The 22,926-nt window shown below is 59.5% G+C and carries 15 protein-coding genes and 1 pseudogene; 10 read left to right on the forward strand and 6 right to left on the reverse strand.

Going from position 1 to position 22,926, the window contains the following annotated elements; genetic code table 11:
- Window positions 1–866 precede the first annotated feature (866 nt).
- A complete protein-coding gene (locus tag WH91_RS05620; RefSeq protein WP_046170023.1) occupies window positions 867–1,775 on the reverse strand; it encodes an ATP-binding protein in 909 nt (302 codons plus the stop codon).
- Between the two features lie 51 nt (window positions 1,776–1,826).
- Window positions 1,827–2,108, reverse strand: coding sequence for a DinB/UmuC family translesion DNA polymerase (locus tag WH91_RS05625; protein ID WP_074797711.1), 282 nt, complete (start codon window positions 2,106–2,108; stop codon window positions 1,827–1,829).
- A gap of 320 nt (window positions 2,109–2,428) precedes the next feature.
- Between WH91_RS05625 and WH91_RS22460 the strand changes: the two genes are divergently transcribed.
- Window positions 2,429–3,562, forward strand: a complete 1,134-nt coding sequence (locus tag WH91_RS22460) for a polysaccharide lyase family 7 protein (RefSeq protein WP_082102008.1) — start codon at window positions 2,429–2,431, stop codon at window positions 3,560–3,562.
- A 160-nt stretch (window positions 3,563–3,722) separates the two neighbouring features.
- On the opposite strand, the gene WH91_RS05635 is transcribed toward WH91_RS22460, so the two are convergent.
- Window positions 3,723–4,334, reverse strand: coding sequence for a phage major capsid protein (locus WH91_RS05635; RefSeq protein ID WP_143078219.1), 612 nt, complete (start codon window positions 4,332–4,334; stop codon window positions 3,723–3,725).
- Window positions 4,335–4,351: 17 nt separating this feature from the next.
- Here WH91_RS05635 and WH91_RS26295 point away from each other — a divergent pair.
- Window positions 4,352–4,498, forward strand: a pseudogene (locus WH91_RS26295) (site-specific integrase); the annotation flags it as partial.
- A gap of 185 nt (window positions 4,499–4,683) precedes the next feature.
- Here WH91_RS26295 and WH91_RS05645 read toward each other — a convergent pair.
- The gene (locus tag WH91_RS05645; RefSeq protein ID WP_244542441.1) at window positions 4,684–6,087 is read right to left on the reverse strand and encodes a phosphohexomutase domain-containing protein; all 1,404 of its coding nucleotides are present in this window, start codon (window positions 6,085–6,087) and stop codon (window positions 4,684–4,686) included.
- A gap of 335 nt (window positions 6,088–6,422) precedes the next feature.
- On the opposite strand from WH91_RS05645, the gene WH91_RS05650 reads away from it, so the two are divergent.
- Window positions 6,423–6,662, forward strand: a complete 240-nt coding sequence (locus WH91_RS05650) for a hypothetical protein (RefSeq protein WP_046170025.1) — start codon at window positions 6,423–6,425, stop codon at window positions 6,660–6,662.
- 137 nt (window positions 6,663–6,799) lie between these two features.
- Here the strand turns inward: WH91_RS05650 and WH91_RS05655 are convergent, their stop codons facing one another.
- A complete protein-coding gene (locus WH91_RS05655) occupies window positions 6,800–8,227 on the reverse strand; it encodes a mannose-1-phosphate guanylyltransferase/mannose-6-phosphate isomerase (protein ID WP_046170026.1) in 1,428 nt (475 codons plus the stop codon).
- 264 nt (window positions 8,228–8,491) lie between these two features.
- Between WH91_RS05655 and WH91_RS24575 the strand changes: the two genes are divergently transcribed.
- Complete coding sequence (locus tag WH91_RS24575; RefSeq protein ID WP_158409521.1) at window positions 8,492–8,638, forward strand: hypothetical protein; 147 nt, start codon at window positions 8,492–8,494, stop codon at window positions 8,636–8,638.
- A complete protein-coding gene (locus WH91_RS22465) occupies window positions 8,635–9,762 on the forward strand; it encodes a polysaccharide lyase family 7 protein (RefSeq protein ID WP_052952617.1) in 1,128 nt (375 codons plus the stop codon). Before WH91_RS24575 ends, WH91_RS22465 begins: the two co-directional genes overlap by 4 nt.
- 6 nt (window positions 9,763–9,768) lie before the next feature.
- On the opposite strand, the gene WH91_RS22470 is transcribed toward WH91_RS22465, so the two are convergent.
- Entirely contained in the window at window positions 9,769–11,505 is a 1,737-nt protein-coding gene (locus WH91_RS22470) for a polysaccharide lyase family 7 protein (protein ID WP_074797712.1), read from the reverse strand.
- A gap of 838 nt (window positions 11,506–12,343) precedes the next feature.
- Between WH91_RS22470 and WH91_RS05670 the strand changes: the two genes are divergently transcribed.
- The 5 genes from WH91_RS05670 to WH91_RS05690 are packed head-to-tail and all read left to right on the forward strand — an operon-like array spanning window position 12,344 to window position 22,895.
- Window positions 12,344–13,984, forward strand: coding sequence for a glycosyltransferase (locus tag WH91_RS05670; RefSeq protein WP_248305811.1), 1,641 nt, complete (start codon window positions 12,344–12,346; stop codon window positions 13,982–13,984).
- Between the two features lie 34 nt (window positions 13,985–14,018).
- Window positions 14,019–15,122: an efflux RND transporter periplasmic adaptor subunit gene (locus WH91_RS05675; RefSeq protein ID WP_046170027.1), complete on the forward strand. Its 1,104-nt coding sequence runs from the start codon at window positions 14,019–14,021 to the stop codon at window positions 15,120–15,122.
- On the forward strand, window positions 15,119–18,859 hold the full coding sequence (locus WH91_RS05680; protein ID WP_052952619.1) for a NosD domain-containing protein: 3,741 nt from the start codon (window positions 15,119–15,121) through the stop codon (window positions 18,857–18,859). Before WH91_RS05675 ends, WH91_RS05680 begins: the two co-directional genes overlap by 4 nt.
- The gene (locus tag WH91_RS05685; protein WP_046170028.1) at window positions 18,856–19,968 is read left to right on the forward strand and encodes an alginate lyase family protein; all 1,113 of its coding nucleotides are present in this window, start codon (window positions 18,856–18,858) and stop codon (window positions 19,966–19,968) included. The genes WH91_RS05680 and WH91_RS05685 overlap by 4 nt, the downstream gene beginning before the upstream one ends.
- Entirely contained in the window at window positions 19,965–22,895 is a 2,931-nt protein-coding gene (locus WH91_RS05690; RefSeq protein ID WP_046170029.1) for a tetratricopeptide repeat protein, read from the forward strand. The genes WH91_RS05685 and WH91_RS05690 overlap by 4 nt, the downstream gene beginning before the upstream one ends.
- The last annotated feature ends 31 nt before the right edge of the window (window positions 22,896–22,926 follow it).

Genomic DNA, 22,926 nt, shown 5'->3' on the forward strand with positions numbered 1-22,926 from the left:
GAAGGGCAGATCACCAAGCTCAAGCTCGTCAAACGTCAGATGTACGGTCGCGCCAAGCTTGACCTGCTCCAGGCCAGACTGATCGGAGCAACATGATCCTGCGATCATCGAATGTGCGTCAGAGCCCTTATCCGGCGCCGATTGACAGTCTGGGCGGTCTGCCGGAGCAGAGGTCTTTATGGCCGCACCGTGACCTTGAAGGCAAAGTTTTCCAACTTTGACTACCCGGGCCCGGAGCAGGCCGTCCGTCGTTTCGAGTCGCCACGACATGGCAGCGATGGTGGAAGAGCTGTTGTTGGAGACGTTTCCGCGCACGCCTACCGGTCAGGCTTTTGGGTGTCTCGGTTTCCAAGTTCGACCGGGAACCGCAAAAGAGTGGCGCGCAGATGGCTTTGCCAATCCAGTAAGCGGACGCAAGGGCCGGCGGAAGCGGTTTGTGCCATCACATGGCCTCGAAGGCATCTGCAGCGGGTTCCCAATAGTCGATGCCCCATTTGCAGCAAGCATTGCCACTCAATCGCCAAGTTCGTGAATTTTAACCGTCGGCATGACCTCTTTGGCGATGTCGCAGAGGTGGCGGTGGTGGGTGTTGCAGCTCCCGCTGCGCCGTGTCGGCTCGGGCGTCGATGCCGGAGCGCGTTTCGATCAATTCGCGCAGCGTGCCCACCAGCGGCACCGGCAGAATCAGGTTCTCGGGCGCAGTGTGGCCGGCCTGTCCGAGACCGGCGAGGATGGCGGCAATAATCGCCTCGTCCTCGGCAATCGCCGCTTGGCGCCGTGGAGGTCGCTCTCGGCCGTGTTGAAGCGGGCCATGCCATCGCTCAGGCCAGTAATGGCAGCGTCCAATGCCAAAAACCGCTCGTCGATCACCAGCGCGGCGATTTCGCCGTCCAGCCGGGCCAGGTCCGCCTGTGTACCCTCGCTCTACGTGTGCAATTCTGCATTCTTGACCATGAGCCCTGGCAATTGTCCGGTCCACTCGGAGGGAGGCACTGGCAGGAGCCAAATTGCTCAATCTCGCGCTGCAGCCGCTGATACTCGCTGGCCAGCGGCGCCGCTCGAAGCAGGCGTGCGATCTCATCATGCCGCGTTTTGGCCTGGCCCTGGTCATGCATGGCCCGGGCATAGGCGGTCTCGGCCTGAAGCTTTGTCGCTAAGAGGACTGCGTGGGCCGAGGCACGGGTATCGATCTCGTCCTGCTGGGTCTTGAGCGCGGCGAGGTTGCGCTTGAGTTCGGCGATCTGCGTGGTGCGCCCGCGCAGCTTGTGGATGTCGTCGGCCTCTTCGCGCACCTTGGAGAGGATGCTGCCGAGATCGGCCAGGCCCGCGCTGGCGGCAAACAGCAATTCGCCCAGCTCGCCCTTGGAGGCAACGATGGCATTGCCGCCGTCTTCCAGGCTTTGGTCATCGAGCGAAAACATCGACCTATAGGTGTCGCGCGTGAGCCCGGCCAGCGGCACGCTGAGCGGGGCCTCGTCGACCGGCTGGCCGCGCCCATCGCGCAGGGTAGGGCTTTTGCCCTTGACCCGCGTTAACGCATGTTCGGCGCCGCCAAATTCCAGCGCGCTGCCCACTAGCATGTTGGGATAGGCATGCAGGAAGCCGTAGCGGGAATTGTGCTCGACGCCGAACAGCAGGTCGAGATAGGCCGAGAGCGCCGTGGATTTGCCGGCCTCGTTCAGTCCATAGACGATGTGCAGGTCCGGCTTGCCGGGTTGGGCCGGGCCGAAGTCGATGGCATAGTCGGTGAACTTGCCATAGCGGGTAACCGACACGATCGGCTTCTGGCCCTTGGATGAGCCAGAAGCCGAGCATCAGCATTCGCTCTAAGACTGAATGCCGAGGTTCATGGTGGTGGCCGGTACAACCGCTGCTCTGCCCCTGCGCCGGTTCGCCTCATCCGTTACAGCCATCACATTGGCGGCCCTCTCATGGTCGAGGTTGTCGAACAGTGCTCGCCGTGGGACCGGTGGCGGCACGAGATCCTGAGTTATGATGCCGGCCTTGGAATATCGGTAGTCAGGCACCCAGAGGGCCGCCACGGCCCTCCAGGCGGCCTTTATGAGCTGCATGCTGTCATCTGTGGCTTCAGGCATATGTACCGTCATGCTGCCGATGCGCTGGGCTTGTCGACGTTGAAGTGGCCAGTACGTATGATCATCGCGGCACCTCAAGCAGGATCCCACCGGCGGCTGCGACCCCAATCCCGACGTGCACCGATAATCTGAAACTGCAAAGAGAGCGGTGTATCGGCGGAGAACTCACATTATGGCACTTGAGCTGCCCAGGTCGGACAGCCGAGCTTAGGGCCTTTTCTCCAGCATGCACTCACACGTCTAGGGAGCTGCTGTGTCGCTTTGCCACTTTGCGACCTGACTGACTTGCCATAATCCTACAGCGCGGCTTGGCCTGGCTCTAATGGTGTAAAATGACTACTGAACGCTTCTGGCATCGTGCAAAACTAGCCGTTTTTACTGGGATGTGCCTGACCCTCAACGTCGCCAATGTTGCAGCGGAGGATCCTGAAAACGTGCCCGGCATGATCACCGACCGATCTACCTCGGTTGATCTAGATTTTTGGAAGGTCACGCTTCCGATCAATGAGTTGGGTAAAACGTCCGGCATAGGCGATGCTGTCGAATTCAGGGCGCTGGAGGGCCTAGCGGTGCCGCCGTATTTCGACGTAAAGCCGGACTCCGTTACCTTCATGGCCCCGACCAATGGTGCCCGCACTGGTGGGTCCAATTACCCCCGTTCAGAGCTGCGGGAGATGGATGGAAACGGTAACCGTTATGAATGGCTAGCCGCCGATGTTGGCCGCTTAGCAGCGATCTTGCAGGTTGATGAACTGCCCGTTGCCATTGGCAAAGACGCGGTCAGCCGAATTGTAATCGGGCAAATTCATGGTCCGGCTGACGAGCTTTGCCGCCTGTATTACGATGAGGATGGGCATGTCTATTTTGTCGACGACAAAGCAGGCGGTAAACAAGAGGAAAGGACGTTCAATCTGGTTGCAGCCGATGGATCAGAGGCCACAATTCCCCTTGGTGCTCGCTTCTCCTACAGCATTGAGGCCGATGCCGAGAAGCTGGTTGTAACCGTCACCTATGACGGTGTGGAATATACGGGTACAGACATGCTCAGTGCGTTTTGGCCGGACAAGCCGCTTTACTTCAAAGCAGGGGTCTATTCGCAGGTAGGGCTAGAGGGCACCGAAGCTCATACCGTCGGCACAGGTCAAGGGCAGGCTACGTTCTTTGAGATTTCCAAGCCGACGCATGATCTCGTGAGGCTTGCTGGCGAGTTGACCAGCTCTGATGGTGATGATGCGAAAAGCGAAGCTGTTACAGCCAGCGGCGACGCTAGAGCCACAGACGGCGATATCTATGCAGGGTGCGCAGTAGTCGTAACTGCGCAACAACTCGACGCTGGCAAGGCATATTCTGCTGCCAAGGAACGGGCCTACAAGATGTGCGAGAGCGTCCAAGAGGAGTTCAGCGTCTACGAAAAATCACTCGTTGACGAAGTAGTGGACAGCTTTTTCCCGGATGCAGGCTTATAGCCATCCCGGTAAGGTAAGCGCCCGCCCCTGGGGGGGCGGGCGCTGTGTCATTAAGGGCCGAAGTTCCCCAATGACGGCGGCCGGGAGGAACCGACCTCAAACAGAGCAGAGGGCCCTGCGCATCGGCTGAGGACTCCTCCCCAGCGCAATTTTGTGCCGGCTACAGGCCGGGATTTTTATAGAGGCCGCGGAAGTCGGTGATCGCCGCGCCGAAGTCCAGCGCCACCTTGAATTCCATCCCGTCGATACTGAAGCCGACGCGCTGGTCGAGGCGCGGGGCCTCCTCGCCTTCCAAGTGGGCATATTCAAGCGACGGATATTGCTGCGGGTCTGCCGAGAGATACCATGCCGTTGCGCTTTTCAGGCGCGGCTCAACCACGAGCTCGAGCTTGCCGCCAAAAGGATTGACGTCGTTCGCCGTTGTTGCGGTGATGGTCGCCAGGAGCTGCTCTGCTGCTGTTTCGAGGGCTGCCGGCACGATCAGGAACTTCGCGACAATTGAGACCAAGTCGCCATTAGCATCGACCTGCTGCCGCGTCGCTAGGCGAGCGGCAGATAGCGAAGTCACCGATAGCGCGGATCCGGTGGCGGCAAGGTTTCGGTGGTCAACGTGGAAAACGGCTTTCCCGTCACCCATTTTGCCATTGGCCTCGAGCACACTGGCTAAGAACGAAGCTTCGAATTCCGTCGCCGCACGGCCGAAACGCGCCGCCAGATCGGCAAAAACGCCGAGGTGGTCGTTTGTCAGCGCTTGGCGCGTAATTCCAAATATTCGGCCGAAGCTGGAAAGGCCAGGGGCTTACACCGAAGGAAGTTCAGGATCGGCTAGGCCATTCCACTATTGTCCTAACCTTGGACCGGTACGGCCACCTATTTCCTAGGGACGACGATGGCGCCAGCTTGGCAAAGGCCGAGGCGGCGCTGTTTGCGACATGAACGCGACATACTGAAAGAAAATGCCCGCACTCCGCAGTTGTGGCCTGATTTGTAATCAGGGGTCGCGGGTTCGAACCCTGCTGCCGGCACCAAAAACACCAACCAGACAGGGCTGACCCACTCCCCTGATTGGAGCGATATCGAGTAAAACCCGGGGGGCCGCTTTCGGCCCGCCCCTATCGCTTTCAGGCGACCTCGGCCGCAGCGGCTTTCATCGCCCAATTGAGCAGCGCCCGCGCCACGTCGGGCGAACTGCCCTCGATGTAGCAACACAGCTCTGGCGCGTTGCCCGACGCCCGGAAGTGCACCATGTCCCCCGCCGTGGTCCGGAACTGCAGCCCGTCGATGGTCGAAAGCCCGGCGATGCCGTGGGACCCAAAAAAAGCCTCGGCAAAACTGGCGTCCTGCTCGAGTCGCTTGAGGAAGGCCCCGCTTTTATCGCCAGGCACATCCTGTAGCCGGTCGGCAATGGCATGCTGCAACGGCAGTGCCGCAACCACCTCATCCACCCGCTTGCCCTGACGCACCGCAATACCCAGGGCGCAAAGCAGCGGCAGAACGGCGTCGCGGGTGGGTAGCGGCGCAAGAGGTTGTCCATCGACGACCACGCCATCGCCGACGAACGTACCGCCATTGGCCTCGAAGCCGACCACCGCGTCATGAGCCAGTTCCATCGCCGCGACGACGAAAGGCGACCCAACCCTGGTGCGGACGACATTGGCAAAAAAGCCGGTCCGCTCGATCGCCGAATTGGAGGTGACCGGCGTTACCACGGTGCGCGCGCCCAAAAACTGGGCGGCCAGCAGCCCCAGCACGTCGCCGCGCACGAAATCGCCGTTGCCGTCCATCAGCAGTGGGCGGTCGCCATCGCCGTCCGACGACACGATCGCGTCAAGTTTTTCGCTCGCGATCCAGCCCTTCAGGGGGGCGAACACAGCGTCGCCAAACGCTTCGGTGTCGACGGCGACGAAGGTATCGGTGCGCCCCAGACCGACCGCATCGGCGCCAGCATGCTGGAGAACTCGCATGAGAAGATCGCGAGCGACGGTCGAATGTTCGAAGACGCCAATGCGAAGACCGAGCAAGGCACCCGCGGGCAGCAAACCGGCACAGCGGTCGAAATACCGCTCAACTGCCGCCGCCGCCTTGTCGCGCACGGATTCCGTGCTGTCGGGGATCAACTCTTCGTCGAGAGCCGCGAAAATGCCAGCCTCATCGGCCTTACTGATCTCGCCGGTCGGAAGATAGAATTTGAGGCCATTCCGATCGACCGGAATGTGGCTGCCGGTGACCATGATGGCGCCACAGCCAGCCGCCATCGCGTGATAGGCCAGCGCTGGTGTCGGAATTGTACCGCAATCGACAGCTTCGAGGTCGAATTGGGCGATAGCCGTGGCACAGTCGGCGGCGATAGCCAGACTGGAATTCCGGAAGTCACGACCGACGAAAATCTTGCCACCACCCAACTGGCCGAGGCTTTCAACGTGGCGCAGGAAGGCGACCGTGTAACGACGGGCTGCCTGCCCTTCGAGCTCGACTGCCAGGCCGCGCAGGCCGCTGGTTCCAAATTTTAGACTGTTCCGGGACACCGACATAACTCTTTGCTGCTCTGATTTTGGTGATTTAACAGGTGAGGGCCTTGGCGATACCAAGTCACGACACCCCCGACGCCGATACCCGCCGGGATGCATGGCAGATCCCCGACCCCAATGCCGGCGGCTTGCAGATTGAAAAAATTGGAGGTGGTAACCCAAATGGCTCGCAATGACATGAAACAATGCGCCGCCCAGCCTCAATCTGCATAATACAACTGGGAGGGGCTGTGGACATCGCAACTTTACCCAATTTGTTTGCCATTGCTAAATGCGACTCTTCCCATTGGAGGACGACAGGCAGGTCACACATTAGTCGGAAGGATGGCTCGGTGACATCGATCAAAGAAAGCAGAGAGACCCAAAAGTTGGGCACACATTCAAGCAACACCCGTCTCGTTGACGACAGCTCTATGTTTCTCGACATGCAAGTGGCTTTGCTTGCGTTCTTGGAAACCTACGATTGCGTATACGCCCCACGCGGTTATCAGGATGCTGCCATCGCTCAATGTGCCAAGAGCGCACGCTTGGCAATTAAGGAGCTGGCTTCACACACCGACGAGACCTCTTGAACAACTGCCCGCCGGCGAAGTAAGGACTTCATCGGCAATAGAGATGCCACGAACCACCGACCAATCCGAACTCTCGCTGCACGGGGAGGAGCGAAACTGCCAGTGTAAACAGGGGTCGGCTAGTTTTTGCGAGCGGCCTACACCCGTCCAAATTCGTCCTCGATACGAATGATGTCGTCTTCCCCCAGATACGAACCGGTTTGGACTTCAATCAGTTCAAGTTCGATCTTGCCCGGGTTTGACAGGCGATGAACGCAGCCCAACGGCAAGTAGATTGACTGATTTTCGGCCAGTGTCGTAACGGCGCCGTCAATGGTCACATCCGCAGTACCCCGTACGACGATCCAATGCTCGGCGCGGTGGTGATGCTTTTGCAAGCTCAGCTTCTTGCCCGGCTTAACGAACAGGCGTTTGACCTGGAATCGCTCCCCGTTGAGGATGGATGAATAACCACCCCAGGGACGAAACGCCGTCTTGTGAATTTCGGTCAGATTGGAGGTCGACTTATGGGCCTTGAGCACTTTGACCATGCTACCCACATTTTGCGCTTCCGATAGCTTCCCTACATAGACCGCATCATCGGTCGCAATCACCGCAATATCGTCCAAACCACTCACCGCGACATGGGCGTGATCACTGGCAATTAGGGAATTGCTCACATTGTCGAGCGTGACGTTGCCCTTCGTGAAGTTTTGGGCGCTGTCCCTGTCTCCATTCTTCCACACTGCGTCCCAACTCCCCAAATCCGACCAGCCAAAGTTGACGGCGATGACTGCCGCCTTGGTGGTCTTTTCAAAGATCGCATAGTCGACCGAGATATTGGGCGCCCTTGCGAAGGCAGTCTCATCAAGTCGCACAAAATCGAGGTCTATCTTGGCGCTTTCAATGGCGCCACGAGCAGCAGCCAGCGTTTGGGGCGCAAGCGTGGCGCATTCGTCAAGGAATGCCGTCGCCCCGATCATGAACATCCCCGAATTCCACAGATAACCGCCCTCCGCCAGCATCTCCTGGGCCCTGGCCTGGTTAGGCTTTTCGACGAAGCGCTCAACCGACGCGACCTTGCCGCCCGCCGATGCCGCCGACTTGATATAGCCGTAGCCGGTCTCGGCATGGGTCGGAATGATCCCGAAGGTGACCAGCAAACCCTTCGACGCTGCCTCAGCCGCTTGGGTTATGGCCGAGCGATAGCCCCCATCCACAATGACATCATGGTCCGAAGGCAGGATATGCAGCACTGCGTCAGACCCAAAGCGGGCGCTGGCAAAGGCGGCTGCGGCAGCAATGGCAACGGCGGTGTTTCGCGCCACCGGCTCGAGCAGTACACTCGACAGCGGCGAGCCGACTTCCAAAGCCTGTTCGGCGACGATAAAGCGGTATTCGGAATTGGTGATGACGATTGGGCGCGCGTAAATGTTGAGATCCGCAACCCGGCTTAGAGTTTGCTGGAACAGGCTAAATTCACCAGTCAACGGCAAGAACTGCTTGGGCCGAGCTGTGCGCGACATCGGCCACAGTCGAGTGCCCTGCCCGCCGGCAAGAATTACGGGTACAATAGGATGGGACATGGAAGATCACGCTCGTTGTTGATTTGGGTAATGCGGCGCATATGAAATTCTTGGGGTCAGGAGATACAATCTAACCCTCCCCAAATGAAGGCAATTGCAGCCCTTTGGTTAATCTGCCCAATGGGACATTCGACAACTAACCAAGGACCGTGCAGAGCCGCCAAGTCGTCAATTATTGGCACAGCTCAAGCGCGGTTCACACGGCTTACCCCTGCATGGAAGCAATGCTGATTAGCGGGATGGCGTTTCCCAGGACTTGGCGAAATGCTTGAGGACTTTGATGGGGTGGCGGCGCAAGGGCGCCATGCACTCAAAAGTTATGCGGCCGTGGTTGATATGGCATTACTCTGCCGCTTAGAGCTGGTTTCATTGATGCCGCCCGTCGGCTTTAGACGCTGGGAGCCAGAATGACTGAAATCTTGCGCAAGGCCACTGACGATGAGCCACGCGCGACTTTGGCTGATCTCAACCGGCTCCGAGCGGAAACCGCCCATAGTATCGAGGCCATTCGCGCCGAGGTCGCTCAAGGCCGACCACACTCCGATCTCACCCTTGGCTTGGTGGCCCTCGCGCTCGTGCTCGGCGGAACGGCGGGCGGTTTTGCCCTTGGTCGGCTTTTTGCGCCCGCGGTTCCGATCGTCAACGTGGCCCCAGCGGCGCCGACCGTTACCGTCCAGCCTGCTCCCCCGGTCATCAATGTCCAGCCTCAGGTCATGGTCGGTGACAGCCCCGACAGTTCCGCCACCGTTGCGCCGCCAGCTCCCACGGTCCTCGCGCCCGTGACTGAAACCCCGGCGGTCCCGGACACCACGGCCGCAGGAATTGATCTGTCTTTCTGGAAGGTGACTTTGCCCGTTAACGGTCAGGGAGTACTAAGCGGGGAGGGGGACGCCATGGAGGTGACCGAGCTGGACGGCTTCTCGCTGCCTCCCTACTTCGTTGTCGACGACACCTCCGTCACATTCATGGCTCCGACAAATTCTGCCAGGACCGGCGGCTCAAACTATCCGCGCTCTGAGCTCAGAGAAATGGACGGCCGCGGCGACGAATATGAATGGACAGTCGAGGAAGGCGGCCACCTGGAGGCCACTTTACGGGTCAACGAATTGCCCACAACGTCCGACGGCGCGTCCGGGCGCATCGTCATTGGCCAGATCCACGGGCCCAACGACGAATTGTGCCGCCTCTATTTCGACAATGGGCGCTTGTACTTTTTTGACGACAAGGCCGGCGAAGATGAGGAAGAAACCCAGTTCATCCTCACCGCTTTGGACGGCTCGGAACCCGCAATCGCCTTGGGGGACGAGTTTTCCTATGCGATCGACGTTGATCAGGACAATCTGGTCGTCACCGCGACCTATAAAGGCGTCACTTACCGGGCCGTTGATCCCATCAGCGCCTTTTGGCCGGGGAAACCGGTCTATTTCAAGGCCGGTGCCTATGTACAAGTTGGCATGGAAGGCAGCGAGGCCGGCACCGTTGGCACCGGCGAGGGAAGCGTGACTTTTTCGGCCCTGTCTCGCCCCAGCCACTGAGGGTGGTCAAACGATGATGGAATTGCCGTCGCGGACCGTGTCATCGACACCGACGATTTTAACGACCATCACCTCACCACCCGGGCCAGCAAAGCCGTCATAGTCGACGAAGAGGCTATTGGTATAGTGGCCCGTATCGCGGATCGAAATGAAGCCTAGATCTCGCAATTCGGCATAGGAAACATCCGGACCGACGGAGAAATCGTCGGTAATGCCGGAAATGTCGATCTTTTCGCCCTTGCGATAATCGGAAATGGTGTCCCCAGCATCGCCCAGCGACTGGAAAACAAACTTATCCAGCCCGTCGCCGCCCTTGATCCAATCTTTCCCGGCTCCACCAACGATGGTGTCAGCTCCCGAATTACCCCAAAGCTCGTCGTCACCCAGTCCACCAAAGAGGACATCGTTTCCGCCGTTGCCGCGGATCACGTCCCTACCAGTCCCCCCGGTTATCGTATTGTTCCCATCATTGCCGGACATGGACTGCGACGGCGCCGACGGATTGGGGGGCGGCGTTGTGGGGACAGTGGGGGCGGCCGGACCATTTGACAGAACAAACGAATTGAGCCCGAAATCGCCCAGCTTGGCATTGGTGAACGTGCCGATATGGGTTGCAGCTGCCGAGCCTTTGGCGCCGTCAGTATCAACCCAGAGCTGGACATCATTGCCCTGCGCGACGACCCGGACATAGCCGGCATCGAACGCTTCGGCCGCTTTAAAACCGGTGATCTCTTTGAAGATCGCGTTGAGGTCAATTCGATCAGAAGAGCTAAAATCGGTGACAGTGTCAGTGCCCTCAGCGGCCGACTTGTAGACCACCGTGTCGTTGCCCGACCCCGTGGTAATGACGTCCGCCCCACGCCCGCCATAGATCGTATCATTGCCCGCTAGCGCCGAAATGACGTCCTTGGCCGACGTGCCATAGAGGCTATTGTCGCCCGCCGTGCCCCAGACCGTCTCATCAACAGGCGTAGGCACTGGCGGAGTTGGGATTGGAGTCGTGCCAACCTTCCAGCCATCGAGCCCTTCGCCTGGCGCGTGTCCGACATCGAGACCATAAAACGAGGCCTGGCCGCTGCCGCTGCCATTGCTTTCATTGACCCCAAGATAAACCCCGGCCTTGAAATAGAATGTGTCGGACTGCCAAACCGAATTGATCTGGGTGACCGAGCTATAGACCTGCCCGTCGGCAAACACCTCGATGCGCAGACTGTCGCCCTTAGCATCGATTTTGTACGAGAAGCGCTCATTGAGCGAAATCTGAGGCGCCGCGCCGGAAGCGCTTTGGAAGTTGAACCGCATTTCGCTGTTTGAGGACCCGGCCTGGTCATTCATGAAATAGACCGTGCCATTCTCCCAATAGAGGCGAATGAGCTCCTCGTCGGCCCCGTGGATCTGACCAATGATCAAGCGACCTGGGGTTCCATCAGCCCGATTAGGAACGGCATCAACCTCGAGCGTCGCCGTCATCACGCCGCCGCGGTCGAGGTTCCAAGCAGCAAGCCGACTGCCCTCCGTCTCGCGCAGTTCGGATCTGGCATATTTCGAGCCACTCGTCGTGGCCCCGTCCGCGCTGGCACGGAACACCATCGCGCCGTCAGGGGCATCGTAGAAATATTGGGAACTTTCAAATCCTAGGAGGTTTTTCACCTCCTGGGCGACGCCTGATATAAGCCCTGAACTATCGACCGGCAGAGTGAGTTTCCAGTTTGTTAGATCAAACTTGTCGGAATTAACGGGCAATAGCGTGCTCCTATGCTGTCGTCGTGAGACGGCGCAAGCGCTGCACAAGGCAGCCTGGTCAGCTGAGATTTACGCGGAAAACTTACTACCCCGGGGCTTCAATAAACGCGCCCCATTTTGCCCAACTGGGGCATCGACCTGTGCGATCGATCTAACTCATTTCCGCCGGTTAGGCCCGCAGGATATGACTCAGCCCTCCGCAGAGCCCGTTAAGAGTCACACGCAGAGGTTAACGGAAACTTACCATCTCAATTGGGGCCATGATGTGGCGCATGGTCGGCGCATGTCAGGCATGCGCAATTTGTGGGGGAACCAAATTTTTTGCCACTCTGCCTGAGGCGTTGATCAACAAAGCCATTGGCTGCCGTCCCACCGGCAAGCATCAACGTCTCACTAAAGCAAACCAGCAGAGGTCAGCTCATTTTTTCGGGAGCGTCTCACCACAACTCGCGCGCGAAATTTGCGCGCCGGCACCCACCCAAGTATCGCTGGAACAAGCGGCTTGCCCCTGGTCACAAAGTTGCTCTCAAACTGCGGTCGGCGACGCAATTAAGGTTAAGGAGAACTTGCTCTGGTGGGGCTCACCAAATGATTGCACAAGACCCTGGAGTTCACTCGGCGGCGCCAAATGCACTCGCACTGGCGTGAACTCGGATACTATGCATTTTCTCGTCGGTTTGAATAGTGCAGCAAAACGTTACCAGATTTGCGCAACCATCCTTTGTAAAGGCTTTGGCCGCGTGCTTAGAATTGATTGCCACCTCTACGCATAATCGTCAGATTTGAAATTTCGTCCAAATTTTCATAAAAAATATGCAGGCGCTGGAGCTACTTAGACGTGACAGATGCATTGTTTGGTAAGAAGACCGACAGCTCAGAGATAGCGCCCCCATACCTGAACGCCTCAGCGTTGCGCAGCTTTCGCGGTGCCGCGCGCACGTCCGGGTCGGCGCTGATGGAGGCAAGCGAAACCTGGTATGCCCATCTCGCTCTCATCCTTCTTATCTGTGGCTTGACCCTGGCCGTTCCAGGTGAAGCGCTTTCCAGCGTTTGGCATGCAGAAGCCGGGGTCTTTCTTGGCCTGGGCATCTTGGCCACGTGGCGATATAGCTGGGGCATCCTGCATTTTGTGCGTGCCCTCATTTACCGCAAGATCAGTTTTCCTAGGCTGCGCAAGGCCTCCGATGCCGCCGTCGATAGGGGGATCAGTACCGGCCAGGTCCCCCATGCCTATCTCCTGGTAACCAGCTTCCGCGTCGATGCCGACACTTCGGCATCGGTCTATCGCGCCACTTTCGAGGCCGCGATGGCCGCTCCGGGTAAGACCACGGTCGTGGCCTCGCTGGTCGATGTCTCCGATCAACGGCTCGTCACCGCCGCCTATCAACGCATTTGTGGCGCGGCAACCAATGTGAGGATGGTGATTGTCCGGATCAAAGGCACTGGCAAGCGTGATGCCTTGGCCAACGGATTCAGGGCGATCGCCAATGCCCAGCCTGGACCTGACGATATCGTCGCCGTCATCGATGGCGACAGCGTGGTGCCGCGCGATCTGGTTGCAAAGTGCCTTGGCTTTTTTCTGGACAATCCCAAAGTGGGCGCTCTCACCACCGACGAGATCTCCGAAGTGCGCGGCCGCGCCATCTTCCATATCTGGTACAGCCTCCGGTTCGCGCAGCGCAACATTCTGATGGCGTCCAACGGCCTGGCCCGGCGCGTCCTTACCCTCACAGGGCGGATGTCGATGTTCCGAGCCGACGTGATCTGCAATCCAAGCTTTATTAACCAGGTCGAACAGGACTTTATCGATCACTGGCGCATCGGACGGATCAAGTTCCTGACCGGGGATGACAAGTCGAGCTGGTTCTGGCTGCTCAAGAATGGCTACCAGATGCTCTACGTCCCCGATCTTCTGGTTTCCACCGTCGAAGACCCGCCGTCCGACAAATTCCTCGTAGCCGCAGCCCAACTGATGACCCGCTGGTTTGGCAACATGCTGCGTACTAATGGCCGTGCCCTCATGTTGGGGCCGTCTCGCATCGGCTACTTCACCTGGTGGGCGATTTTTGATCAGCGCATTTCCATGTGGACCTCGCTAGCGGGCCTGGTGATGGTCATCCTGATCGGCATCTTTGTGACGCCCCTGGCCTTCCTGGGCTATGTCGTCTGGGTTCTGGTCACCCGCTACGTGCTGACGCTCCTCCTGTTCCAGTCGCGCTCACGCGTCTCGGCGCTCTACCCCTTTCTGATCTACTTCAACCAGATCTTTGGATCGATGGTGAAGACCTACATCTTCTTCAGGCCAAATAAGCAGCGTTGGACCCGGCAAAAGACGACCTTGGCCAAGAGTGGGGGCTGGTTGCGCGGCGCCTTCGTAACAGCAACCTCGACCTACATGCACGGCCTGGCAATCGCAGTTTTCGTGACCACGGTGGCCTGGTTGATCGGGCTGCTTCCCTCCCCACAACTAACGTTTTGAGTGCCAGATCGGCCCCGCAGATAGGATCAATGCCATGAATAAAGAATTCATCAAGTTCGAGGCCGACGTTCAGCGGCAGCACGCCCGGTATCGTTTGCCTCTGACTTGCGCCATCGGTGACCGTCTCTATTCGGTGTCGGACTGGTCCGTCGCGGGACTGTCCATCGCGGCAGAAAACGCCGCCTTCCTGCCCGACCGGAACTATAACCTCAAACTGGTTTTCCCCTTTGATGGCTATGATTTCATCGTGTCCCTCGATGCCGTCTCCGAACGCGGCAGCGATCCCGAAACCATGGAGTTCCGCTACATAAATGTCGATGCAGCACGGCTTCGCCTATTCCGCTACATCCTCGACGCCTACCTGGCTGGCGAGATCGTGACGGCTGGCGAAATCCTCGATGTCAGCCGGCGCCAAGACGAGCCAGCCGGACCCAAGGCCAACGCTGCCGCCACAGGGACGGATCGCTCGCCCATGTTCGTTCTTGGACAGGCACTTCGGCTAGCCCTGGTGACCGCGATCAGTGTTGGCCTGGTGGCTTTTGTTGGTGGCTCAATCGCCCAGCGCCTCAATGTGATCCCGACCGAATCTGCTGCCGTTACGCTCGATAGCGTTCCGCTGCTGACGCCCAATTCTGGTGTGCTGACCAATGTCGTCAGTGGGGTGGTAGCCCGCGGCCAGATGGTCGCGACCATCATGCTGCCTTCCGAAACCACCGCGACGCTCTTTTCGCCCTGTGATTGCACCGTCGCCTCCGTTCAGGCCTCGATCGGATCCAATGTCGCTCCGGGCGACCAGATTGCCACTTTGCGCTCGAACGACCCAGTGCCCTATGTCCAGGCTTGGGTGCGCCGCGAGAACGTTATGGATCTCTATCGCGGCGTCACCGCCGAGGTTGAGCTTTACGACGGCACCGTCATCCGCGGCGTTCAGCTCGCCCAGTTACCAGTCGTTGACGCCTCCGCTGCCGAACCAGGCGACCTCGTCGAGGTCCGTCTTGATGTGCCGGCACCCCAAGTCGCCCTTCAGGTCGATCGGCCGGTCGTCGTCCGCTTTATCCGAAACAATCTGATCAGCTCGACCGTTAACAACACACTGGGTCGTTTCGGGAACTGGTTCGGGGGCTTGCTGCCGTCATGAGGTCGGTTTTTGTGGCATCGCTTGGCGAGCGGGTTTCTGGCGCTCGGACCAAGCTGAAAAACACGGTGCTGGCACTGGCCAGTTGTGTGCTCTTGCTCCCCTTTGCCAGTTCGTTTGCGCAGGATGGGACCTCTGGTCTCATCACCGACATGGTCACCGAAATTGGCGCCTCCGTCTTGGCCGCTGATCAAGCCGGCAATGATGCCGATAAGCTGGACCATTACCTGGTGGCCCTAGACCGCATCGTTTACCTCAAAATGCTGGGCGAAGCCTCGGACTCCGAGGATGGCGTGGTCGTTAATGCAGCTATCGCCGACCTGGCCACCGAGGGCGCCTCGGCCGACGATCTGCGCTCCCTCGCTTTGTCTAGCCTCTACCGCATACTGTCGGCGGGCGGCGACCCGACAGGTCGGCGTGTTGAAATCGAAAGCCTCATTGCCGGCATCGAAAGCGCGCCCCTGCGCGTCAGCGCTTATATTGAATATGCCATGCTCGAGGCCTCATCGAGCACCCAGTCCGCACTGCCTTTGCTGCAGACTGCAACGCTGGAAGCTAAGTCGATAGACGAGCTAGAGGCGCGCAGCAGCGCATTGGCCGGGATCGCGCTTGCCGCCGCCTCCTTTGATGGAGAGGCAGCCGGCAACCTATCCAACCAGACAATTGCCGAAATCTGGCCGGCGCGCGCCCGCGGCTTTGCCCGCTATGCCATCGCCCGGCAATCGCTTGATGGTGAGCTGAGCAAGGCGTCTCCCGATGATCTTGCTAGTGCCGCGCAAGCTGCCCTCAGCAATGGTGATCGCGCTCTAGCCCTTAAGCTGGCTTCGGCGATCGACCCTGAGCAAGACGATCTGCGGACCAACGCACTCAATAGCGTGCTGCAGGCAGCGCTTGAGAGCAGTGACTTGTCTCTTTTCCCCATCCTGGCGACCGCCTATGCAGACAATGACGCGCAGATCAGAGCTATCTCGCAACTGATAGCCAACCGCCTTGAGACCGATCGGCTGTTCGATGTGATTGCACTGACCGACTACCTGCCAGATGGGCCCAGTCTGGCCAGCATTGAGTTCGCGTTGGCCGCCGCCCTCGATGAGGCAGGTCTGGCTCAAATGGCCAGCGACGCAATTGCCCGAGGCGGCGCAGTTATTGCCGGCTTAACGGGCATTCAGCGGGACGCAGCCCTTGGGCAGGCGATTGAAGCCACGATAGCCACTGACAAACTCGACCTGTCTATGGAGTTTTTTGGCCAGCTAGCGGACCGCACACAGGTCCAACATGCCTTGCGCCGACTCTCCAAGGCGCTGGCAGACAATGCACAAATTGCGGAAGCCAAGACCGTTTTCGACAGCCTCGTTGCGGAAGAGGACATTGACTATGCGCTCTCGGGTATCGCGCAAGCCGAGGTCAAAGCCGGCAATATCGAGGCAGGCCTGGCGGCGCTCCAAACCGTCACCGACCCCAAAAATCGCGGTCGAGTGCAAGCGCAACTGGCACGAGCCTATTCGCGTGGAGGCCAATTCGAAGACGCTCTGGCCCTCGCAGCCGACATCGTCGATCTCGACTACGGCGTGCAAGCCTATCTCAGCATCGCCAAGACTGGCGTGGAATCCAAAGTGGAAGGCGTTGTCACTCAGTCCAATGACCTGGCACTGGCGCTGGCCGAGACCGCAGAGACCGAAAAGCAACGCTGGGAACTGACGGTCGATATCGTGGGCAGCATTGCCTTTGCCGGCGATTTTGACGCTGCTCAAAAACTCGCCGATGATATTGCAGACCAGACCTTGCGGGCCAAGGCCTTGGCATTGCTGAGCCAAAACCTGTCGGCAGCCTCCGAAAGCGAAGCCGCTCTTGTCTTGCTGACCGCGCTGCCGGCCAGCAGCGAAATCGACGATCAAATTGCTGAAGGCCTGGTCTCGCTCTCACAAGATCCCCAAGTGCTTGAGCAGGTCGTCGACCGTGTGCGTGCCTTTGCCAACGACCGGCTTCGCGTCACAACTTTCCGCGCCATTGCCGAGGGGCAACTCGACCGGCTGGACGTCTATGGCCATGGCCAGGGAGCGGGCGAGAGCACAAATACGCGTGCCATTCCCCAACAGGTCGGTGCCGTAGTGACGACCGCTAACCAGTCGCTCTATTCCAATGGACGGTTCGAGGCGCTGGCGCTGCCAGGAGGTCTCCACGCCGTTGATGGCTATGGCTACCCCGACCTTGGCCGCGGCGTCGCCGATCTGCGACGCGAAATGCCGACACCGGTTGCCGGCAATGTCTCAGTGACGCTGGCTAACCTTAGCCCCTATAATGGCAAGTTTCTCGAAGACTTGCCGAGTGGGAACACCGGAATGCAGGTCGCGGCCACAGCTCAAGGTGAACTGCAGCCTCGGGTAATCGTCGTTGAATCGGGCGTCTATACGCTTGGCCAACTGGTCGACGAGTTGATCGATACAGCCGGCTTTGCCCTGGTTCAGCGCGACGGCGGTGTCGTGACGTTGCGGGCTCCGGTCATTGTTGGCGAACACGCAACCCTTATCCTGAGCGGTCAAGAAGCCTCGACCTACAATTTGAGCGCGACTTCTGGCGCGTTCATTGCAGTGGCCGGCAAGCTCTACGTGCTCGATACCACCGTCCAGTCCTGGGATGAGGCCACCCTTGCGCCGCGCCCGGCAACCAAAGCTAGCGCCGGCGTCTTCCGGCCGTTCTTTGTGGGCTGGAGCGGCTCGACCATCAACATGGGCGGGTCAACCTTTAACGCGCTGGGCTATGCCGCGCCAAAGTCTTTTGGACTGGCCTTTTCGGCAGGGCCTAAGGACCTGCTGGCCAATCAACCCGACGCTCCCAATCCCACCGGGACCGTTGTCGACAACGTCTTCCGCAACTTCGAATACGGCTTCTATTCTTATGAAGCCGACGACGTTTATCTGGTCGGCAATCAGTATGATGACAACGTCGTCTATGCCATCGACCCCCATGACCGTTCACACCGCCTCGTGATCGGCCTCAATACGACCTACGGCACGCAGAACAAGCACGGCATCATTGTCTCACGTGAGGTCGACAATAGTTGGATCGTTGGCAATGTCTCCTTCGACAATCACGGCTCTGGCCTGATGCTCGATCGCGACAGTACCGGCACGCTGATTTACGGCAATGTCGCTTTCGCCAACCATCAGGACGGTCTGACCCTCTTTGAAAGTTCCTGCAACCTCATCGTGGGCAACGATTTCTTCAACAATGGGCGCGCCGGGATCAAGGTGCGCAACAGTTGGGACATCGGCATCTACAACAATGCAATCAGCAACAATGCCGAGGCTGGGCTCGAGTCCTACACGGCCCGAATTGAAGAAACCAGCGAAAGCCGCGACTTCGTTATGGATCCCTATGTGGCCGTCGCTTCCTTCGCCATGGCCGATAACGACATAGCGGGCAATGGGTCTGGTCTAAAGGTCAATGGCGTTTCCGGCTATGGCATCTTCGGAAACAACTTTCAGGCCCAGAACGGTCCGTTGGTTGCGGGCGATGCCAAGGGGCTAGAGAGCTTTCTCATCGGCGGGGAAGGGGGCAGGGCCATAGTGTCAAAAAGCTGCCTGCCTGCTCGGCCCGCTTATGTCTGCCCATTCCGCGACCTGGGCATCTTTCTGGGCGACGGCCAGGAACTGGCATTTAGCCAGCAGCCGGCAGCGGCATGCACGGCTCAGCACAGCGCGGCGGCAGCGGCCCCTCAGGCAGCAGTGAGCCACCAATGAACCTCGGTCGCTCCACGCTCGCTGCCATCGCCCTTGCAAGCGCCTGCAGTGCCGTCAACGCGGCCGAAGCCCGCTTGGGCGGTCTCTTTGACGTGAACGAGCGAATGTCACAATTGCAGGCTCCTGAATTTGCATCGATCAAGGAGGCCTGCTTGGCTGTTGCGGCCGACCCGGCTTGGCTGAACCTTCCCGTTATAGACGCCCTGGCGGCGACCGAAGGCTATGGCACCGATCGGGCCGCCAATGACTTCAACTGGGCAGTGATGGTGCTTGGCGGAAGGGCGCTTGCCGGAGACGATGCCGCAACGGACATGCTGGGCCAGCTCCTCCTCACCTGGTCGGCGGCCAACGCCTTTGAGGCCACCCAAGAAGTGCAAGACGCCTACTATGCCCTCAAGCGCGTCATGCTGCCGGTGGCCGTGAGCTACTCGATCATCAGGCCCCAGCTCGATGTCGAAGACAACAAGCAACTTGTCGATTGGATCGATCCTTTGGTTCGCCGGGTCGATCACCTCTTTGCCGGCGAAGTCGATCTCAACAATCATCGCGATCTGGCCGACAGCGCTTTGATGGTCTGGGGAGCGGTCATCGGCGACGCGCAACTGGTAGCCAAAGGGATGGATCGCTACTTGGCGACCTTGGCTGAGGCGCGCCCCGACGGCAGTGTCCCATTGGAAACCCGCCGAGGGTCAAGGGCGCTTTGGTACACCCGGCAGCTTTTGTCGAGCCTCACCGTTATGGCCGAAGTGGCCAAGGGTCAGGGGAACGGCCTTTATGCCGAAAAGGTCGATCAAGTGACCATCTGGACGATGATGGGCTTTTTGCTCAATGGCATCCACAACCCAGTTCTGGTTAACGCCTATGCCGGGCAAAACTACATACCAGGCCCAAGTATCGATTTCCGTAGCCAGGACTACGGATTTCTCCAAGCACGGGGCAATGGCCGGCATTACCTGGCCTTCATGGAAGCGCTGGCCGCGCAGCCGCCAGCAGGTCTGGGTCAGCAGCGCACGGCCGAGGCGCTGCAACGGCTGGGCATCGATGAGCGCCCGTTAATCGACGAATTTGCCGGCGGAAACGCAACATGTTTTTGGGGACAACCAGAATGAACAGGGCCCTACGCCTCAAGCCAAGTGTGCTGGCTGTCGTTCTTTTGCTCTTAAGTCCAGCCGTGATCGCGGCCCAGGACGTAAGCGCAGTCGCGACCTCGACCGCAGCCGCGGCTGAACTGGAAAGCATGGATCCCACCGCGCTGGTCAAGTTCGCTAACGAACAGCGGGCCGGCATTCTGGCATTTCCGGGCAATCCGCTTCTGGTTCCCCACTACGACCTGGCCCGTGCCGCCCTGGAAAAGGCCGTCGCGACAGCAGGCGTGCCACCCGCAGGCGCCAAACTCGCTTTGGCAAAGATGCTGTTGGCAGGCGAGGGCGGACAGGTCGATTTTGACCGCGCAATCGAATTGCTGCAGCAGGAATTTGCCGCAGGCGAGGCTGAGGCCGGAATGATCCTGGGTTCCGAGTTCCTTCAGGTCTCGGGCCGGGAACAGGAGGGTGCAGATGCCCTGCTGCTGGCGCTACGCCTGGGGGATGCGGCTGCCGCCTTCGCCCTCGCCGACTATCATCGACAAAGCGATCCAGAGCAATCGGCGCGCTTTGAAAGGTTAGCCTTCTCCATGCTGGAAGCGCGTGTTGCCAGCCAAGACAATGAAGCCGCTTTTGAGCTGGCCGAGTATTACCGCCGAACTGGACCGGCACACGACATCGACAAGGCGCTCAGTCTCTATGGCTTTGCCTACGAGGGGGGCAATGAACGCGCACTTTACTGGATGGCGAGCATCCGTGCCGAAAGCAGCGTCGCCAGTGATCGCCAAGAGGCCGTCCGGCTCTTCGACCTAGCAGCGCAACGCGGTTCGGTCGAAGCGGCCCGTGCCTTGGCCGTTGCCCATTCGACTGGGGAATTGGAAGTCAGTGACGAGCTCAACGCCCTCTGGTTGGACCGACTCGTTGAACTGGGTGACGTGGCCGGCGAATTGCTGCTGGCCAACCAGGCCAGTACCTCGCCCCAGGACCGAAATCGGGCTGCAGCAAAACTGTTCGATGAGCTGATGGCTGAAACTACGCCCAGTATTACCGATTTGCTGGAACTAGGCGGCAAATTCCGTGACGGAGACGGCGTCGCAGTGGATGGCGAGCGAGCTCTCCAATTGTTCAAGCGGGCCCTTGATCGGGGGAGCAAGGACGGCGTGCTGCGCTACGCAGAACTGATCCTGGCAGATCCATCATTGCAGACACAAGACAACCTGCGTGCCGCCTTCGACAGCCTGCAGCTCATTGCCTCCAGCGGCAGCGTGAGCGGGGCCGTGACTCTGGGCGATTACTATGTGCAGGGGCTCGGGGTACAAAGCGACCCCGACGAGGCTCTCAAGTGGTACGAGCGCGCTGTTCAAGGCGGCAATTCAATCAGCGCCATGTCCCGCATCGCCGAACAATATGTCGCCAGTACCGATCCCGCCAAGCAGCGCTTGGCTCTGCCGTGGTGGGAGAAGGCCGCCGCAGCCGGCAGCATTACCGCCCAGGTTACCATTGCCAACGCGTATGCCCAGGCAACTTGGTTGTCCTTCAATCCGCTCAAGGCGACCCTCTGGTATTCCAAAGCCATCGCCGCGGGCGATCTGACGTCGGTGGATGCCCTTGCAAAACTACATGTCCAATTTGGTGGTGCTGCCGGTCTGGCCACCGCCGAGCAGGTCTATACTGATGCCATCGATGCGGGCCTTAAGGGCGCAGGGTTGCGCTATGCCACGTTCCTGGCCTCGGTCGGGCGTGATGCCGAAGCGGTCGCTTTGCTCCAAAACAAGGACGAACCACTAACCACAGCTGGGGCACTGCTGTTGCGTCGGTTGTTCACGACCGGTGAAGCCGGTCAACAGGCACTCGACAAGGCAGACCACTATCTCGAGATCGCGCGTGAGGAAGTTTCTTCCGATCCCGCCGAGCGCCTTGTCCTGGCCGACGCGCTGCTGGATTCGGAAAAGCCCGAAGACCAGGCCGAGGCCGTCACCCTGCTCAAGGAGTTATCGGCCCAGCGCCTGCCCGGCGTGGTCCGCATGCTTGGCGACGCTTACATTATGGGCCGAGGCACGGCCAAGGACGTCGAGACTGGCCTCAATATCTACACTCGCGGCATCGGCGCCGGAGAAATTGAAGCCAGCGTCGGATTGGCCGAGCTCTATGCCGAGGGCGTTTATTTGCCGGCCGAGCCGCAGAAGGCGCTCGAGCTGTTCACTCAGGCGCTGGTCGCCGCCCCTCGCAATTCCGGCGCCAATTCGGGCCTAGCCGATCTCTATCGCTCCGGCGCCCTGGGCAAGCCCGACCTGGCCAAAGCGGCGCGGCATTATCTGGCGGCCGCTGCAGCTGGCAGCAATTCTGCCAAGCTGGCGCTGGGTGATCTTTATATGTGGGGTTCAGGCGTCGATCGTGATGCCAGAGCCTCCGAGCAATGGCTGACCCAAGCCAGCCTGGCTGGGGGGGTCGATGCCCAAATCCGGCTCGCCGCGCTCAACTCCTCGGTTATTGCAGGGCCGGCTAAGCCAAGGGAGGCCTTTGCCCATGCTCTTCAAGCTGCAAGTCGCGGTGATGTCGAGGCCATGCGCATTGTCGGGGTCTCCCTGCTCAGTGGCTTTGGAACGCCCCAAAGCCGCGATCACGCAATCGCCTGGCTCGAAAGGGCAGCAGCTGCCCAATCGAGCGATGCCGTGTTCGACCTGTTCCGCGTCTTTGACGAAGGAGCGGCCGGACCTCGTGACGCCGAACTGGCGGCACAATGGCTGCGCAAGGCCGCCGATCTGGCAAATCCCTCCGCGCTCTATCGGCTGGCGCTGGAATCGCTGCAGCCCGACGGATCGATATCTGATCCGGCCGCAATCGAGCTGCTAACCCAGGCCGCCCATGCCAACCACAATCAATCCAAAAAGATGCTTGTGCGCCTCGGGTTGCTCTCGGCAAGCGAGGCCGAGGCTGGATTTGACGATGAATGAAACCACAGTGCCCACTAACCATCACATCTCT

It is taken from the genome of Devosia psychrophila (genome assembly GCF_000971275.1).
GTDB classification, from domain to species: domain Bacteria; phylum Pseudomonadota; class Alphaproteobacteria; order Rhizobiales; family Devosiaceae; genus Devosia; species Devosia psychrophila.

Bases quoted from the DNA above. Each gene is read 5' to 3' on its own strand.
- WH91_RS05625 (WP_074797711.1), bottom strand. From the start codon at position 2,108: ATGACGGTACATATGCCTGAAGCCACAGATGACAGCATGCAGCTCATA.
- WH91_RS22460 (WP_082102008.1), top strand. From the start codon at position 2,429: ATGACTACTGAACGCTTCTGGCATCGTGCAAAACTAGCCGTTTTTACT.
- WH91_RS05655 (WP_046170026.1), bottom strand. From the start codon at position 8,227: ATGTCCCATCCTATTGTACCCGTAATTCTTGCCGGCGGGCAGGGCACT.
- WH91_RS24575 (WP_158409521.1), top strand. From the start codon at position 8,492: ATGCTTGAGGACTTTGATGGGGTGGCGGCGCAAGGGCGCCATGCACTC.
- WH91_RS22465 (WP_052952617.1), top strand. From the start codon at position 8,635: ATGACTGAAATCTTGCGCAAGGCCACTGACGATGAGCCACGCGCGACT.
- WH91_RS05675 (WP_046170027.1), top strand. From the start codon at position 14,019: ATGAATAAAGAATTCATCAAGTTCGAGGCCGACGTTCAGCGGCAGCAC.
- WH91_RS05680 (WP_052952619.1), top strand. From the start codon at position 15,119: ATGAGGTCGGTTTTTGTGGCATCGCTTGGCGAGCGGGTTTCTGGCGCT.
- WH91_RS05685 (WP_046170028.1), top strand. From the start codon at position 18,856: ATGAACCTCGGTCGCTCCACGCTCGCTGCCATCGCCCTTGCAAGCGCC.
- WH91_RS05690 (WP_046170029.1), top strand. From the start codon at position 19,965: ATGAACAGGGCCCTACGCCTCAAGCCAAGTGTGCTGGCTGTCGTTCTT.